General features: G+C 25.2%; 16 protein-coding genes. 2 read left to right on the forward strand and 14 right to left on the reverse strand.

Annotation, left to right across the window (positions count from 1 at the left end):
* The 4 genes from Q1J76_RS00280 to Q1J76_RS00295 form a co-directional block, all read right to left on the reverse strand.
* Window positions 1-1,348: glycosyltransferase family 4 protein (locus Q1J76_RS00280; RefSeq protein WP_300365125.1), on the reverse strand; the 1,348-nt coding region annotated here is incomplete at its 3' end.
* Window positions 1,332-1,586, reverse strand: coding sequence for a hypothetical protein (locus Q1J76_RS00285; protein WP_300365128.1), 255 nt, complete (start codon window positions 1,584-1,586; stop codon window positions 1,332-1,334). The genes Q1J76_RS00280 and Q1J76_RS00285, both read right to left, overlap by 17 nt.
* 63 nt (window positions 1,587-1,649) lie before the next feature.
* Complete coding sequence (locus Q1J76_RS00290; RefSeq protein ID WP_300365131.1) at window positions 1,650-1,790, reverse strand: GDP-mannose 4,6-dehydratase; 141 nt, start codon at window positions 1,788-1,790, stop codon at window positions 1,650-1,652.
* A 62-nt stretch (window positions 1,791-1,852) separates the two neighbouring features.
* Window positions 1,853-3,259: a glycosyltransferase family 4 protein gene (locus Q1J76_RS00295; RefSeq protein WP_300365134.1), complete on the reverse strand. Its 1,407-nt coding sequence runs from the start codon at window positions 3,257-3,259 to the stop codon at window positions 1,853-1,855.
* Between the two features lie 460 nt (window positions 3,260-3,719).
* On the opposite strand from Q1J76_RS00295, the gene Q1J76_RS00300 reads away from it, so the two are divergent.
* Window positions 3,720-7,451, forward strand: a complete 3,732-nt coding sequence (locus tag Q1J76_RS00300; RefSeq protein ID WP_300365137.1) for a glycosyltransferase family 117 protein — start codon at window positions 3,720-3,722, stop codon at window positions 7,449-7,451.
* 63 nt (window positions 7,452-7,514) lie between these two features.
* Here Q1J76_RS00300 and Q1J76_RS00305 read toward each other — a convergent pair whose 3' ends face one another.
* The 4 genes from Q1J76_RS00305 to Q1J76_RS00320 all read right to left on the reverse strand — a co-directional run bounded on the left by Q1J76_RS00305 (window position 7,515) and on the right by Q1J76_RS00320 (window position 11,366).
* Window positions 7,515-8,078 (reverse strand): class I SAM-dependent methyltransferase, encoded by a 564-nt coding sequence (locus Q1J76_RS00305; RefSeq protein WP_300365140.1) that lies wholly within the window; start codon window positions 8,076-8,078, stop codon window positions 7,515-7,517.
* Window positions 8,079-8,332: 254 nt separating this feature from the next.
* Window positions 8,333-9,007, reverse strand: coding sequence for an SAM-dependent methyltransferase (locus Q1J76_RS00310; RefSeq protein WP_300365143.1), 675 nt, complete (start codon window positions 9,005-9,007; stop codon window positions 8,333-8,335).
* 9 nt (window positions 9,008-9,016) lie between these two features.
* Window positions 9,017-10,048 (reverse strand): N-acetylmuramoyl-L-alanine amidase, encoded by a 1,032-nt coding sequence (locus Q1J76_RS00315; protein WP_300365146.1) that lies wholly within the window; start codon window positions 10,046-10,048, stop codon window positions 9,017-9,019.
* On the reverse strand, window positions 10,041-11,366 hold the full coding sequence (locus Q1J76_RS00320; RefSeq protein ID WP_300365247.1) for a CHAT domain-containing protein: 1,326 nt from the start codon (window positions 11,364-11,366) through the stop codon (window positions 10,041-10,043). Before Q1J76_RS00320 ends, Q1J76_RS00315 begins: the two co-directional genes overlap by 8 nt.
* 913 nt (window positions 11,367-12,279) lie before the next feature.
* Here Q1J76_RS00320 and rseP point away from each other — a divergent pair.
* Window positions 12,280-13,644 carry an RIP metalloprotease RseP gene (gene rseP, locus Q1J76_RS00325; RefSeq protein WP_300365149.1) on the forward strand — a complete coding sequence of 455 codons (1,365 nt, stop codon included), beginning with the start codon at window positions 12,280-12,282 and terminating at the stop codon, window positions 13,642-13,644.
* Window positions 13,645-13,710: 66 nt separating this feature from the next.
* On the opposite strand, the gene Q1J76_RS00330 is transcribed toward rseP, so the two are convergent.
* The 6 genes from Q1J76_RS00330 to Q1J76_RS00355 are packed head-to-tail and all read right to left on the reverse strand — an operon-like array spanning window position 13,711 to window position 18,354.
* A complete protein-coding gene (locus tag Q1J76_RS00330) occupies window positions 13,711-14,724 on the reverse strand; it encodes an SIS domain-containing protein (protein WP_300365152.1) in 1,014 nt (337 codons plus the stop codon).
* Between the two features lie 15 nt (window positions 14,725-14,739).
* Complete coding sequence (locus tag Q1J76_RS00335) at window positions 14,740-15,804, reverse strand: SIS domain-containing protein (RefSeq protein WP_300365155.1); 1,065 nt, start codon at window positions 15,802-15,804, stop codon at window positions 14,740-14,742.
* Window positions 15,805-15,820: 16 nt separating this feature from the next.
* Complete coding sequence (locus Q1J76_RS00340) at window positions 15,821-16,633, reverse strand: PTS system mannose/fructose/sorbose family transporter subunit IID (protein WP_300365158.1); 813 nt, start codon at window positions 16,631-16,633, stop codon at window positions 15,821-15,823.
* Window positions 16,634-16,643: 10 nt separating this feature from the next.
* Window positions 16,644-17,429, reverse strand: a complete 786-nt coding sequence (locus Q1J76_RS00345; protein ID WP_300365161.1) for a PTS mannose/fructose/sorbose/N-acetylgalactosamine transporter subunit IIC — start codon at window positions 17,427-17,429, stop codon at window positions 16,644-16,646.
* Between the two features lie 13 nt (window positions 17,430-17,442).
* Window positions 17,443-17,916: a PTS sugar transporter subunit IIB gene (locus Q1J76_RS00350; RefSeq protein WP_300365164.1), complete on the reverse strand. Its 474-nt coding sequence runs from the start codon at window positions 17,914-17,916 to the stop codon at window positions 17,443-17,445.
* Between the two features lie 12 nt (window positions 17,917-17,928).
* Entirely contained in the window at window positions 17,929-18,354 is a 426-nt protein-coding gene (locus Q1J76_RS00355; RefSeq protein ID WP_300365168.1) for a PTS sugar transporter subunit IIA, read from the reverse strand.
* Between the last annotated feature and the right edge of the window lie 7 nt (window positions 18,355-18,361).

Below are 18,361 nucleotides of genomic sequence, written 5' to 3' on the forward strand. Positions count from 1 at the left end.
ACACTTTATTTCTGTAATTATATTTATCTAGAAATTTATCATAATATTCTATTGGAATAATAGTATTATTATTTTTTTTAGTTGGAATAGAATTATTTGAACTTTTTATATCATCAACTGTATTTAATATTGTAAATATATGCGAATTTTTATAAAGAGTAAAATAAGATCTATTATTTGTAAATAAAGCATTATCTATATATATATATTCCATCAATTCATATAATTTAGATATTACTTTTTTACTTGCTATATCCCAATTACATTTTTCTTCCAATAATTTCTTACCAAATTCCAAAGATCTATTACATATTTTCTCATCAGTTAAAGCTAATATTATTGCTTTAGATATATCCTCTTCATCATATGGATCAAAAGAACACTCTTCTAAAACTAGCTCTTTAGTAGCCGATACATTAGAAGAAAAAGATGGAGTATTACAAGCATAACTTTCCAATATTGTTAAACCTAATCCTTCGTATAATGAAGGTAGTATTGTAGCTTTTGATTTAGTTATTAATTTTATTAATTTATCATCTGATATAAAACCAGTAAATATTATATTATTCTTAGTAATATTATTTTTTCTTATTTCTTCTTCAACAATTTTATCATATTCCTTACTAACTTTGCCACATAAATATAATTTGCTATCTCTTGGAATTTGATTGTTATTATATGCTATTGCAAATCCTTTAATTAATTTCAATGCATTTTTTCTAGGATCATCATAAGCTGATGTAAAAACTATATTATTCTTTCTTTTATAAAAGTTATATTTATCTAATTTCAAATTATTAAATTTAGTATCTACACCACCATATATATTTGTTATTTTATTTTCATCTATATTTAAATATTTAACAAAATCATTTTTAGTAAATTCACTATTTGAAAACATATGGTCTAAAATATAAGTAGTTTCTAGATGTAAAATATATTTATTTTTATTATAAAATACATATTTATTTTCTAATACTAATGGTATTATATCATGTATTATAGAAACTATTTTTTTTGAATTATTTAATAATTTTTTTGGAAATAATTTATCAAAAAATGTTACTGAATAATCTAATTTATTTTCATTTGTTACCAAAATATCATCAAAGAAATAAAAATCAAATTTTTCTTTAAAATTATAAGTATCTAATTTATTATAGAAATAATAATTAACATAGTTATTTCTATAATTAAATTTAGGTATTTCATTTTCATTAACTTTGAATATCGAAACATTTACTTCAGGAAAATTTTTTAATATATGATCTATTAGTGAGTAAACATATCTCCCTATACCTCTATGTAATGATGTTTCATATATTCGGCAATCAAATAGTATTCTCATATTTATTAGCCTTTATCTGTTTATTATTAGCAAATAACTTATATGATTCTAATTTATATAATTCTTTAGAAAAATAATTAGTAAATGTGTATTCTTCAATATTTGTAATTTTATCTTCTATATTATTTAATTTGTGAATTAATCTTAACTCTAATGGTTTAGTAATTATCTTTATACCAAATATAGTTCGTATTCTATATATATCTTCATCTCTTTTAGAATAAATAAACTTAAACATAAAAACCTCTATAAAAATAATTAGTAATATTTGTTATATATTCATTAAAATAAATATATATTTTCATCTTATTTTACCTAAAGTATCTGTTGCTGCTCTTCTATAAAGTCCTATTACTCTATACCCTTTTTCTAGCAAAAATTTAGCAAGATATCCACCATCTTGACCTGTTATTCCTGTAATCATTGCTGTTTTTTTATTCATGAAATAATTCCTTAATCTATAAAAATATTTATTTATTATATATAATATCAATTTTTTTACAACTATCTAATATTTATATTATTGTTTTTTAATTTATAAAGTTTATTAACAACTTTTTCAGATATGATATCCCAATTACATTGAGTCTTTAATAATTTTTTTCCAAATTCCAAAGATTTTTTACATAGCTCCTCGTCATTAAAAGCTTTTACGATTGAATTAGCTATATCATTATCATCATATGGATTAAAAGAACATTCCTCCAAAACTATCTCTTTTGTAGAAGAAACATTTGAAGCAAATGATGGAGTATTGCAAGCATAACTTTCTAATATAGGCATACCTAATCCTTCATAAAAAGAAGTCATAAAACTTGCTTTTGCTTTTGATATTATTTCTATTAACTTTTCATCAGATATAAATCCTGTTATTATTATTTGTTTTTCTGATATATTAACTTTTTCCATCTCATCTAAAAGCTCCTGTCTTGATTCTTTATTAAGTTTATAACATAAATAAAGTTTGGAATCTTTTGGTATTTTATTATTATTATATGCAATAGCAAATGCTCTAATTAAACCTTTACTATTTTTTTTGGCAGTTATATCAGAAATATATACTATATGATTCAATCTCTTACTAAATGAATATTCATGTATTTTAAGATTATTAAACTTAGTAGCAACTCCTCCATATATATTAGTTATCTTATCGCTTTCAATATTAGCGTATTTTATAAGGTCATTTTTTGTACTTTCACTATTAGCAAAAAAATGTGTAAAATACTTTAAATTATTTAATATAAAGAAATAATGATAATAATATATTGGAATTTCATCAAAAAAATTATTTAGAAACACTGTAGGTATCAAATCATGAGATATACCTACTATATTATCTACATTTTCCATCACTACATTATTATAAACATTATTAAGTATTTTATGTATATTATCCAATTTATTATGAATTAAAAGTATGTCATCTAAAAAAAGAAAATCAAATCTATATTGAAAATTATATTCAAATAATTTATTAATTTTATCATAATAATAAAATTTCACTTTATCATGATTATAATCAAAAATCGGATCATTTTTTTCACTATTCTTTATAATAGAAACATCTATTTCTGGATAATTTTTTAGTATATGATTTACCAAATTAAATATATATCTTCCTATACCTCTATCATATGTATATTCATATGTTCTAAAATCAAATAATATCCTAATATTATTGCTACATGGTAAATTAGATTTATATTTTTTGGATAAAAGATTATCTTTATAATTTTTATAAATATCTAAATTTGAAACTAAATTCAAAGAAACTAATTCTTCTAAACGTCTTATCTTTTCTTGCATTTTAAGACTATATGGTTTTGTAGTTATTCTTATACCCAATATAGTTCTTATGCAATATATTCCTTTTTCTTCCTTATTATACAATAATTTTAATAACTTCATAAACTTTACCTAATAATATATATTATCCTAATTTATTTTTTAGTATAATATTTTTTAATAAAAGCAGTAATTGCAATCACTATATTCCTAAAATGATAATCAAAATATTTTAAGAAAAAAATTGATATTCTTATATAATACTATTGTAATGCTTTTTTATCAAGTATAAAAAGTCCTTTCAAAACAATTTTTAATAATTTGAAAAATAATATTTAATATAAAAATATATTTTTTACATCCTTGAATAATAAGCGATTTTATTATATAATATTTGATTATATTTGTAATATTAAAGAATTTTAAATATTATGTAAAGTTCTTCAATATGATACAAATTTTGCACTTTTTGGTACATTTTGCGGCGGGAAAAAGTACGATTTTAAATAAATTCTATGCCGCATATAATACAAAATATAATAAATAATCTAAAACTATTTATAATAAAAGAGGAAATAAATAAATGGCAAAACTTTCGCATCTGGAAAAAGAGTACATCAAAGCTAATTATAAAAATAAAAGTATTGATGAACTTGCAAAAAAGCTTGAAAAAGACAGAGGGTTAATAGAAGAATATATTAATAATCTGCAAAACAATCAAAAAAACAATACAAAAACTAATAAGAAAGAAAAACCTAACAAAGAAAAAAGCGGAAATATGCTTTCAAAATTATTTAATAAAAAGGATAATCAGGAACCTATTTTCAAAAGATATAAGATACAACCTTATAATCTTTCAAAAATAGATGCTGTATTTGCGGCTATTACTTTTATTTTTACTTTCTTATTGTATTTGTTTACACTCACTCCTTCTCTTTCCGCTGGAGATAATGGAGAGCTTACAACTGCTGCATATTTCTTGGGCGTAGGACATGCTCCGGGATATCCTTTCTATACTTTAATGTCCAAATTATTTACTTATATACCTATAGGCAATATTGCTTGGAGAACTAATTTATTCTCTGGTACATGTGCAGCATTTGCAATGATTTTCTTCTATCTTATTATGGTTAAAGTATTAGGGCAAAATAGAGTAGAAAAAGGATTCTCACCTATAGTGCAAATACCAGCACTTTTAGCAAGCGTAGCTTTTGCTATATCTGATAATATGTGGGCACAGGCTACTATGGCAGAAGTTTACAGCTTGAATATACTTCAAATAGCTTCTATGCTTTTAATATTAGTTTATTGGTTTGAAAGTGTGTGGAAACATGCCGATGATGAAATACCTTATTACGGTAATAAATATTTAATGGCATTTGGATTTTTATATGGGGTAGCACTTGCAAATCACCATGTAACTTTACCTTTCGCTTTTGCTCCTCTTTTGTTTATAGCTATTGTGTTATTTTTGGTTCATAAAGATAGATATATCAATCATATAGAAACTTCATTTATATCAATATTTGTATTTTTAGTATTGTTATTTATAGGAGGTTTCGGATACTATAGATTTATTATGAATTATGAGGCTTATTTATATTTTCCTCCGGGAGTAGCATCAAATGATTCAATATTCTCTATAATATTCAAGCCTTTTACTGATATGAATATATTAAGCGATATATTTACAGCTCTTGCTAATGGTTCTTATTTAAGACCTGATATGATACAGAATTTAAAAGCCCCTTTCTACCCTACTTTATATAAAGGTATGTTCTTAGTGTTCTGGCCTTTATTCTTGGTAGTAGTTTGGTGCTTGGTCTATAGATATTTCTTATGCAAAATAGATAAATTCAATAATGATAATGATTTCATTACTGGAATATCAATATCATATTATAAAATGCTTTTAATGCTTGCTGTAGGCGTTATGATATATGCGTATATGCCTATAAGAGCAAGAGCATTACCTCCTCTAAACTGGGGACAGTTGAATGAACCTTCAGGCTGGGAAAATTTAAGCTATTTATTTAGTATGATACATAGAAAGCAGTACGGAGCTTCAGGAAATGATATAGCTGCTGCATTCATACTTCACCCTGAACAAGTATCAGCTTTAATTAATATATTCAAAACTCAATTAACAGTATTAGGGTTATTATTCTTAATACCTGGATTATTCCAAATATTTAAGAAAAATAAATTTATGGGAATATTCTCAGTATTCGGACTTTTGAGTTTTGCAGTATCATTAATGGCATATACTAATCCTCCCCCAAGTGTAAGAACTTTATCTTTTGTAGAAGTATTTTTCTTACCAGCAACTTTATATATGCTTGTGATAATAGGTTTTGGTATTCAATGGTATATGGAATATTTTAATACTAATATAAAAAATGTATTAAAACCTGCCTCAGAAGAAATAGCAGATACTTCATTGAAGCCCTATCATGCTATATCAATCATAGCAATACTTGCAATAATGATTCCTATATTTGTTATGAATCTAAGCAGAAATAACAACTCAAAAGATTTCAGCAATCATGACTATTCATACAATATGATGAACTCACTTCCAGACAATGCTATATTTGCAACAGAGGGAGGAGATAATCAAGTATTTGGACTTGTATATTATACTATGGTTGAAAGAAGAAGACCTGATTTAAAAATATATGACCAAAAGGGAAATGTATTTGAAAGAATATACGGCAACCTTATGAAAACTGATGGCAGATGGCTTGGAGATATAAGTGATGCTGTAGATAAAGATTTTATAGAATCAGGCAGACCTTATTATATGGCTTGGAGAAGAGAAGGACTTCATAGATTGGGCGATTATTATTTTAAGGCTTACGGACTTGTATTTAAAGTACAGCCTATAAAATATGCTTTAGTTGATGAATTAGAATTCTTTAAAGTGCTTACGGTTAATGATTATAAAAATATTGCTAAAGAGCATTTGAAAAGAGATTATGAAAATGAAAAAATAGCGTCTGATTTGAATGCCTTATTAGATGAAGGATTAATTTCAATTGATAGAAAAAATTTATACAATGGAAATGAAGAAATAACTTTTGTAAAAATGTATGAGCTTCCTTTCCCTCAATTCAAAACAGAAGATGATTATTGGAATAGCTACACTATGCAAGGTACTGCCGAAGAGATTTCTAATTATGATTTTTTAACTAGAGAAATATTTGTAAGCTCTTATTCTCTTGCTAAAATAGATATGTACAACAGACGCATAAAAACATATCAAAAATTATTGGGCTTTATGGGTAATGGAGATATTGCTAAAAACGGTATCACTAGAGTTCAAGCAAATGAAAAAATAGCAGAGTTTCAAGATTTGAAAAAGCAGGAAGAGGATAAAATGCTTACAATAGGTTTTGATATGTCAAATGTATATTTTGCTGTTGGAAATCAAGCTATTATAGATGAGAATTATGAAAGAGCTGCTAATATGTTTGAAGAACTTATAAAGTTAGAAAAACTTATTTATCCTGCATATTTTAATTTGGCTGCTTCATATGAATATTTAGCACGTTCTAAAGATACACCTTATGATAAGGAAGCATATTATTTGAATAAAGCTAAAGATGTTCTTTCAAGAGCTGAAAAAACTTTCCATAGAGGTAAAAATATTGGAGATGCTGCTAGAGAGCAAAATCAAACTTATCAGCAGGTAAAACAGTTTATGGCTAGAATAGATGCCCAATTAAGAACAACAAGACAGCAGGCGGATAATTTAAAAGCTCAGGCTATGAAAGAAGATACTTTTGAAAGCTATTCTTCTTATGCTAATTATATATATCAAAATAGACAGGATATAGAAGAAACTTTATGGGCTAAATTAGAAGCTAAAAAAAGAGCAAAAAATAAAGAGCATATAGTAGGTGTTAATAAAGATGTATCTATTCTTTATGCTAATTTGGGAGATACTGCAAGTTCTATAAGTATATTGAATGATACATTAAAAATCCCTGATTTAACTAGAGATGAAATAAAGGGATTAGAATTCGATTTAGCTAATATATATCTCAATAATAAAATGTATGATGAATCTATACAAACATATTCAAAATATACTAATGATCTTACTCAGGATGGAGCATTTGCTTTGTATGCCATAGGTCATATATATGTAGAACAGAATAAGATTGTAGAAGCTTTGAATATTTATAATGATTTTAGAAGAGTAATGTCTCCTTTAGCTGCTACTAATGATGTTATAGCGAATTTAGATAAAGATGTTGAAAGCAGAAGACTTCAGATAATGCAGTATTTAGGAACTGTAAAACAACAATAATAAGTTAGTTTAATAAATAATAAGAACTGCCTATTATAGGCAGTTCTTTTTTAATCAGGCGAATTATTTTCTTAAAATGGCAAAATTATTACATCCTAATTGAAAATATTTATGTTTTTCAACTATAAAATTTGATAATTTAGCAGAATATAATATGTCTTTCTTGTTATAGTACTTTTTATGATCTTCTATTTCCACTCTATCTATAATTTTGAGATTATAAGCCATAAATTCCAATATAGGTTTAGCTATTTTGGAAGGAACTGTTAGTATAAGTCTACCACCTGGTTTTAAAACTCTATTGATCTCTTTTAAAATATCATCAGCATAACTTAAATGTTCCAATACAGCAAGCATAGTTACAATATCGAAACTTTCATCTTCAAAAGGTAACTTATTTTCTAATGTCAATTTTATAGTTTCTAATTTATTAGTTTTTAATTCAGGTGGTTTAAAATCTATACCAATGCCAAAATCTATATATTTTTCAATACCTTTTAGTAATTTGCATTCTGTACCACAACCTACATCTAGTAATTTACAATTTTCGTATTTAATTATACTTGGCTTCACCATATTAAATCTATATTCACCAAGAAATTTATCAAAAAATTTTTTATACAACATATAATTTCCTTAATTATTTTTTCAATAAAAAAATAATTAAGGAAAATATTTATTTTTTATAAATTGTTTAATGAAAAATAAGTAATTAATTATATACAATAAATTGATATAATTTTTTGCAACAAGTATAAATTTGTTTAATGAGATTAAATATAAAAAAGTTAGAAGATTATTGTTTGTTTGTTCATAAATTTATCCAAAATATTGGGTTATTATACCATAATAAAAAAAATAGTCAATTTAATAGTATAATTTTAACTAACAATAAGTACAAATTCTCTTTTCTTATTATCCTGATACTTACTGCATATACTAGATATACTATCCAAAACTATTTCCTCATTTTCAGTAGTTAAATCCAAACATAATGCTATCTCTTTATCTTTTGAATAAATCTTTTTAACGGCATTTAAAACTTTACCCAATCTATATGGGGTATCCAATATTATAATTGGTACATTCAATTTTTTAAGATACAATAATTTTCTCTCCCTCTCCCTATCATCGCGAGGTAAAAGACCAGCATAATAAAATTCTTTAAAATTAAAAGGAAGGCACATAATAGCTGCTGTAATACTGCTTACACCTGCAATAGGCTTTACTTTTATATTATGGGAATAGCAATACTCAAGAAGAAGCTTTCCTGGATCTTCTAAAACAGGAGTACCGCAGTCGCTTATAAGAGTTACTATTTTACAATTAACAATTTTAGTAATGATCTCATCTATATCTCTAGATTTTTTTGTATGCTCGCTAAACTCTATCAAGCTTTCTTTTTCTTTTTTGATACCTAATGCTTTAAAAAGTGTAGTAGCCTCTCTGAAACTCTCTACTAAGATAATATCACTTTCAATCAAAACTTCTTTCAATCTTTCTGTATTATCTTTATAATTACCTATATCTCTTGCTGCAACATAAATCGTTAGCATAGTATTTTCCTATCTCTTTAATAAACTATTTGTATTATAATGCCAATTTGTACTTACTATATTATTACTTATAAATATATTTGTATAGAATGTATTTGTAAAAAATTTATTAAGTTTGGATCTTTCTTCCATTTCGTTAATTTTTCTTACTTTCAAATTCAAAGCCCTTATAATGGCATAACTTTCATTATCAATATTACCATCTATTTTTTCAGGTCTGAAATGACATTGAAAAGCATATAAAACTTTTCTAGAAGTAAAATCCCATACATTATTTGTAGGCATACTAGTATAACCATATTTGATAAACTCTTCTTTCATTTTCAAAACAGAAGTTTTTCTATATTCATTATCATTCAAAAAATTAGTATAATCATAATCATCATACCAAATTCCCAAATTATATTCATCATGAAGTCTTTTCCATGGGAATTTAGGACCAGGATCTTTTTTTCTATAAGGAGCTATATCAGAATGCCCCAATATATTATAAGGCTTTATATAATATTTCTCTATTAAAGACTTAAGTAAATATACAATCTTATCTATTTGACTATCATCAAACTCTAAATATTCATCATAAGGAGTAAAAAATAAATTTTCTCTCTCTATTTTAGTCATTCTATTTAATTTTTCATAAGTATTTGTAACCTTTTGCAAAAAACCTAAATTTACTATTTCTATACCTATAGAAGAATCATTCATACTATATCTATTATCAAACATAGTAATACCAGCATGCCAAGCTCTATCATTATCATCTACAAGTTTATATATTGGATCATCTTCTCTTGTAGTTATAAGATAATGTGATGATACCCCAGGATCTGTTAATACTTTCAAAGATAAATCATCATTTAAAGCTGTATAATGAAGTATAATATATTTTATTCTCAAATTATATGCAGGAGATTTGAAAACACTAGAAACTTTCGGTGCTATTTTTCTAGTTCTTATAGGTGTCATATCATTATTATTATTGCATGATATAAATGCTAATAATATCATTAATAAAAAAATTACTCTAAAAAGTTTAAACATATACAGGAACTCCGTTAAATCTATATCTTATAAAACCTTTATAAAATTCTCTAACCTCTACATAAGCAAAATAATATGCTTGAGCGGTATTTATCCTAGCATGCTTATGAAGTAAATTATTATAAAAACTATTAATAAAATCCATATACATACCATCTCCTAAAGATCCAATACCAGATATCACTGTACCAACTCCAGAAGAAAGAAGAGATTTTGTAAGTTTATTATCAATTTCTTCCATATTGCATGCATTAATAAAAATTACTTTAGGAGGATTTTCCAAAGCAGTTACAGAGTTTAATATATAATCTTCACTTAATTTTATTCCGTCTTTATATCCATGCGTTATAATATGAACTATATCATAGCTTTCTAATATTTTGATAAATTCAAAATAACTATGTTCTTTTCTATATAAATCTATTTCTATATTTTTTATATTATTTTGCAATGATAAAATAATATCTATTTCATCTTTATCATAAACTATATCATCATTTGGTATAGAGATAACAGCCATTTTTATTTTTGCATTATTGCTTCTTTTATTATGATAAAGCATATTAGAAGCATTAGTATAAGAAAAGATTATATTCTCTGATATAAACTTTCCATCATAAGATAATATATCCCAAGGAATACTATAAGTTCCATTATCAAGATGTAAATAAACTATTCTAAAACCATCAAGCAAATGCTCTCTAAAATCTTTTTCTGGTATTAGCATATTCATTAAATAGCTTCCAAGTTCTATATATCTTTCTATACTATTATTCTCACTATTGGAATATTTAAGCAAACGAATATACTCTTTATATATGCTTTCATAAGCCTTATCATCAAAACGCTTTTCATATTCTACTACATAAAGAGATGGATATGTCTCTATAGCTTGATATTTAAAAATATTATTTTCTATGGAGCATGAAAAAAATGTTTGAGATATGTTATCATTTAAAACTATTAATCTGTCTTTTAATTTTGAAAATGTTTTATTATCTATCTCATAAACAGAAAAGTCAGAATATTTATCTTCTAATTGATAATATATTCCTCTTCTTCTTTCATAATTATCACTTATACTGATATTAGTATAGTTTTCATCTAACTGTTTTTTATTATTAAAATCTATTTTATAATAACCGTACAATTTATTTTTATCATCATCATACAGAAATATATTTATTATACTATTATCTTTTTTTATATTTTTTGAAATCTTTTTCACAGAAGAATTTTTTAAAGTGATATATTCTCTGCTATGAGATAAAAAGTAATCTCTATTTTGTGATACTATATATAATTTATTTTCAACCATTGAAATAGTGTTTAAATTTATATTCATTAATTCTGATTATTATATAGTAGTTTTTGTATATAATCAAATGAAAAATTATTAAAAAATTAGTAATTATAAATAGGATATTATATTGAATAAATGAAATTATTCTCACTTCTTTTCAAAACCATAAAATGTACATTTATAAATATTATTATCAGTATATAGCCCAATAGATACTAATGCAGTATTATTATTCTTACTTTCATAATAATCTTTTAAAAGTAAAGTAAGGGAAAAATAGGTTCTATCAAAATCCTTTTCCTAAATTTAAAAATCCAAATATATCCTTTGAATGTTACTTCTGTATCTTTTTCACTATATGATAATACTAAAAAGTAATATTTATATATTGACTATTTTACCATCACAAAATAAATATATGGCAGCATATCAAGGAGATTTAAATTTATCTGTACAAACAAAAGTTTTCTTATTTTCATAATTTTCTATACTTACTTCTTTAGGGTAAATATATTCATTTTTATATTTAAATCTTTTTATTGGAAGATTTACCTGATACTTTAAACTTAAAATATATTGTCTTTTTTATAGTATTATAATTATTATTGTTGTTATTATTATCTGAACCATTAATCAGGATTCAATATTTTATAATTACATGAAACTATTAAAAATAAATAGTAAATTTACAAAAATATAATAAAAAACTTTCTCATATACAAAATATGTCAAATTTAATAATTATTGTCAATATTTTTCTATTATATTAGAATTATTTTTAATAAAAAACATTGTAAATTAAAAAAAATAATATAATATATTTCATTAGCTGTAAAAAATATGTTGAAATAAATTTATAAAAAATATATACTTATTAGTAATAATTCTTAATAAAAAATATTGTGATTATTAATTAGGAGGTAAACAATTGAGTTGGATAGGTGCTATTATACTATTAAGTGTGCTTGTATTCGTTCATGAAATGGGTCATTTACTTGCAGGCTTGGCAGTTGGAATAAAGGCTGAAGCTTTTTCAATAGGATTTGGTCCTATACTTTTAAAAAAACAAATTAAGGGAATAGATTTTAGATTCTCTGCTATACCTTTTGGAGGATACTGTAAATTTAAAGGAGAAATATCTGAAGATGGAAATGTAGAAGAAGGAGATTTTTTGAGTATGTCTCCTTTCAAAAGAATAATAGTTTATTTTGCAGGTCCTTTCTTTAATTATTTATTTGCATTTATTCTTTTGGCTGTATTAGTTTCTATGCCTTCAAAGATAGATTTATATTCTCCTACAATATCAGTATTCAAAGATGGAAAATATATGCATACAAAATCTGGAATCACATTAGCCTATGAATACGGTTTACAAAGTGGAGATACTATAACAGCGATAAATGGTAAAAAGGTAGAATCAGATAATGATATATTAAAGACAATAAATGATGAGGCTATACAAAAAGCTTCTGAAAATATCACTTTTACATTAAACAGAAACGGAGAAACTTTAAATATAACAATACCTTCTGTTGAAATGTTAAAGGCATTAAGCGGAGAAAGATCATTAGGATTATATTTTGGAAATGACCTTATAATAAAAAATGTACTTCCAGACTCTGCAGCTTCTGAAGCTGGACTTATGTCTGGTGATAAAGTCATAGCTATAAATGGAATGAATGCTAATAATATAGCTGATTTCAGACCTATAGTTATGGATAATGCCTCTCAGAAAATTAATATAACAGTACTTAGAAACGGAGAGGAGATTACAAGAGAGGCTATACCAAGACCTGTAGCTTCAAAATCATTTGGCACTTATGGAAGTTTGGGAGTGGAATTTGATAGTACTCCTATGAAAGTTGAAAAAGTTGATGGAATACATTTCCCAAAATCTATACCTGAAGCATTTAAAGAAACAGGAAATTATATTATTTCTTATCTAAACGGACTTAAACTTCTTTTCACAGGTAAATTATCATTGCGAGAAAATTTAGGAGGTCCTGTAAGAATAATACAGATTTCTTCACAGGTGATTTCTGTTGATATAGAATACAGACTTAGAACTATACTTTCATTTACTGCTACTATAAGTTTGATACTTTTTTTAATGAATCTTCTTCCTTTGCCTGTAGTAGACGGAGGTATGATAGTATTTTCATTCATAGAGCTTATTATGAGAAGACCTATAAACAGAAAAGTTCTTACAAAGATTCAAGCTATAGGTGCGGCATTTTTAATAACTCTTGCAATATTCATTACAATAAATGATATAACACAATTATTCAGATAATAAAAAAGAGGATTATTATACATAAATTATAATAATCCTCTTTTTTTAATTTATAAAATCAATAATTTAATATTCCATTTTTCTATAATATCTTCTAATATTTAAATCATGATCTTTCTCTTTTGAAAAATGATTGGCAATTCTATCTGAACATAATGAAGCCATAAAAATAGGAGATAATATAGAATAAAATTCTTTATTTATAGTATTAGAAACATAATCTTTTAAATCTAAAACAAATAATTTATCAGTAATATTTTTCAAAAATTTTTCTGCTCTTTCATCTAATACTCTCGTTTCATCCATATTTTTTATTAATCCTACAAAAGTATCTTTTTCAACTATTTCCAAAGTACCATGGAAAAATTCTTCAGAAGTTATGGATTTAGTTTTTATCCAAAGCATTTCTTCCAAAATACACATAGCAAATAAATATACTTCATCTGTAATATAACCAGTACCAATCCATAAATGATATGTTTCTTTAGAATACTGCTTAGCTAATTGTTCAGCTATAGGATCAAATTTAATTTTTGCTTTTATTAACTCATCAGGTAATTTCTTAATATCATTAATAAAATCATTAAACATAGGATATTCCTGATTATTATATGCTAATCTTAAACAAAAAGTAAGCAGCATTATATACATTAATTCAGAACCTACTTTCTGCTCATTGATAACATGTTTATATGATAATTCAGAAATTGGAGAAGGTGATTTTCCTACTATAGAAAATATTCTTATATTTTTTTCTTTCAATATTTTTGCAGCCTGTAAAGTTTCTTTAGTATCTCCTGATTTTGAAATCATTACAACACATGATTTTTCATTTAATCTTTTACTATTTACAACTCCGATAAATGAAGCACTTTCTGCATAGAAATTTATTTTTAAAGATATTTGACTCATTATATGAACAACACCTTTCATTATAGATAAAGAACCACCTACACCTAAAAAATATATATTATCATATCCTTCTTTTGAAATAGTATCAGCAACTTCTATAATTTTATTGCATTCATTTATGCCATTTTCTAAAGACTTTCTATAATTTTCTTCATTAAAGTTTAACATATATATTACTCCTTATTATTCAAAAATTTTTCTTTCTAGTACATTATCCATATCAGGAAACATTTTTTTATTTATATCTATATTTTTATATTCTGTTATTATATGAGAAGCATACTGAATAGGTATCAAATAAAGAATAGGAGAAATATATTCATCTACTTGTTTAATAGTCAAATAATTCTCATTTTCCATATATCCAATGTAAAGACTTTTTCCTGCAAATTTATCTAAATAATTCATAATATCAATCATTCTATTATTTAGCTTATCATTATACGATGCCATATATATTATCAAACAATCCTTATTAAGCTCATAACAAGGTCCATGAAGGAATTCCTCCATTTCAAATGATGCAGTAGGAACTCTTATAGTTTCTGTAAATTTAGTCTGTGCTTCAAAAGTTACTCCTATAGAACTTCCATAAGATACGAATATAAATCTTTTTGCCTTTAAGAAATAATCTTTATTTTTTTCTATCCAATTTTTTGATATATCTAATGTATTATTAATATTTAAAATAGCATCTTCAATCTTTAGTATCTCACTATTATAAGTATCAATATCTATATTTCCATTAGATAATCCAAGCTCTAAACCTGCAAGCATTAAAATCAATGCAGTAGACATCATACCTTTTGTAACAAACCCTATTTTTTCTTCGCCACAATCTATTTTAATAAAATAATTAGCAGCCTTTACCAAAGGAGAATTTTCGTTATAGGTTATTGCAAAAGATTTATCGAAACAATCTGCTTTTTTTAATGCCTCTATTGTTGATGCACTTCTTCCTGTTTGAGATATGGCAAAAAATACAGAATCTTTATCCCATATAGAAGTATAGTTAATAAATTCTGAAGGATTTATATAACTTAATTCTACAGAAGACATTTTTTCTATATATAATTTTGAGCATAAAAATGCATTTAAAGATGAACCTGTAGCCAATACAATAATCTTTTTAGTATTTTTTATATATTCATTTTCTACTATATCTTTCAATATCTGTTTTCTGTTTTTTAGAACTCTTTCGCAAACTGACTGTTCTTCTTTTATATAAGTCAACATATTTAAACACATAAATTTCACCCCTAAATTAAACTAAAATTCCGAAGAAGCAACCCAATATTCCTATTAATATTACAGCTAAAAGCATCCAATTTATAGAAATATGTTTTCCCAATAAATAATATATTAATAGTGTGATTCCTAAAGGAGCTATTTTAGGCATAATACTGTCTAATATACTTTGTATAGTTATAGGATTTGCTGCACTTCCTATATTAAAACCTATATTAATATTTACATAATCAGCTGTCATCCCACCTATTACCATTAATCCTATAATAGAAATAGCATAGTTTATTGATGACATTATTCCTGATTGATCAGCCTGTTTTAATATCTTAATCCCCATATTATATCCTATAAAAGTTCCAAAATATCTTATGATATAATGAGGTATATTAAATACTAATAAAAATATTATAGGTCCTATAATATTACCTTTAAGACAAAAACCTGCTGCTATACTTGTTGCTATAGTTCTAAGAGTTACTAAAACTATAGCATCTCCTATTCCAGCCAAAGGTCCCATCAAAGCGGTTTTTATAGATCTTATGGTTGTATAATCATCACTGTCATTCTTAACTTTCTCTTCTTCCAAAGCTACTGTAACACCCATTATAAATGTTGATACTGCCTGAGTAGTATTAAAAAATTCAAGATGTGTTCTTAAAGCTTTTGTTAATTTTTCCTTATTGTCACCATAAAGTTTTTTCAATACAGGTATCAAAGCAAAACTAAAACCCATATGCTGCTGTTTAACATAATTCCATGTCCACTCTAATGACATAGATCTAAAAAATACTCTTATTAAATCTCTTTTAGTAATTTTTTTATTTTCCATATTTCAATCCTTAAAAATCATCATCTTCTTCATAAGAAGAATTGGTAGATGTACTAGTTTTTATCTGATTTCTGTTAGAAACTATTATTATAGCAATTATTACTCCTAATATGGCTATTGCTAAAGAAGGTAATTTTAAATAAGCAGCAAGAATAAATCCTAATATATAAAATACGGCAACGCTTTTATTAAGCATCATTCTAAGTAATATAGCAAAACCTAAAGCAGGCATTATACCAGTAGATATTCTCATACCATCTTTTACAAAATTAGGTATCATATCTAATAAAGAACTTATTGCTGAACTTCCAAAATAATATGATAAACCAATTACTAATCCTATAGGCATAGCTCTGGTAAAGAATCCTGTAATAAATTGAAGCCAGCCAAGTTTATCAGCTTCCCCATTATCTGCCAGCTTATCAGCCGCCTTTATTACCAAAGGATAAATGAATACAAATATAACATTTTGAATCATTACCATAAATGTAGCTATTGGTAATCCTAATGTTACAGCATTTTCAACCCCTGTACCGTGATTTATAGAAAAAGCTGTAGCCAATACTGTACCTGTTATAAATTCAGGAGGAAGAGAAGCCCCTATTGAAACATTGCCAAGAAATACTAATTCAAGCGTACCTCCAATAATAACCCCAGTAGGTATGTCGCCCATTACGATTCCTGTAAGTGCCCCTACAATTATAGGTCTCATAAACATAGAAGTTCCTGTAAGACCTTTCTCCACTACCATTATGAAAAAACCTAATAAACCTAAAGATATAGATGTACTTAACATTATATGCTCCTTTTTAAATTTCTTTTAATATGATTTTTTGATCATTAGGCAATGCTCTTATTTCTATTTCTACATTAGGAAATTCACTCATAAATTTTCTAAGATTATCCTGATCTTCTTTTGTGACTGAAACTGTTTTTGAAAGATTTTTAGAATCTTCATAATGCTTTGTTCCGCCTAAATTTATACTTTTTATCACTTTTGTTTCTCTAGTCAAAGTTAAAGCATCATTAATATTCTCAAATATAATGAATAATTTATAGCTGTCTGTAACACCTGATTCTATAGCTTTAATAGAATCATTAATAGTCTTAAATATAAGTTTGCAGTTGCTTGGTCTTGCCAATTTTAAAGTTGTTTTTGTAATATCATTATTAACAACTTCATCATTAGCTATTAAAATACAATCCACATCTAAAGACTGCAGCCATGCAACAGCAACCTGACCATGTAAAAGTCTATGATCTACTCTAACATGTTTTATCATAATAAAAACTCCTTAAAAATCATCATTTGATAAATTAAAATCTAAATCATTGCAAAATACTATAGCTTCTTTTGCTTCAGATATAGCTTCTCTTATTATAGTATCTATAGATAAATCTTTATTACTGCTATTAGATAATATTTCTAAAATTAGTGGAACATTAACCCCTGATATTAATCTTACCCTTCTATCATTTATATACTTCATAGATTCATTATTAACACTGCCCCCGAAAATATCAGTAAAAATTATAAGTTCATCATCATCGCCTAATTTTGATAGATATTCTTCTATTTTTGAACTTATATCTGTTCTTTTACCATCCAAATATGCAGCTACTGTATCTAAATTGAAATTATTTCCAAGCAGCATACTAATTGTAGATTCTAAACCTGTACTCATATTACCATGAGACATAATTAAAAACTGCCTAAACATGACATCT

This window comes from Brachyspira sp. (assembly GCF_029258575.1).
In the GTDB taxonomy this organism is placed as follows: domain Bacteria; phylum Spirochaetota; class Brachyspiria; order Brachyspirales; family Brachyspiraceae; genus Brachyspira.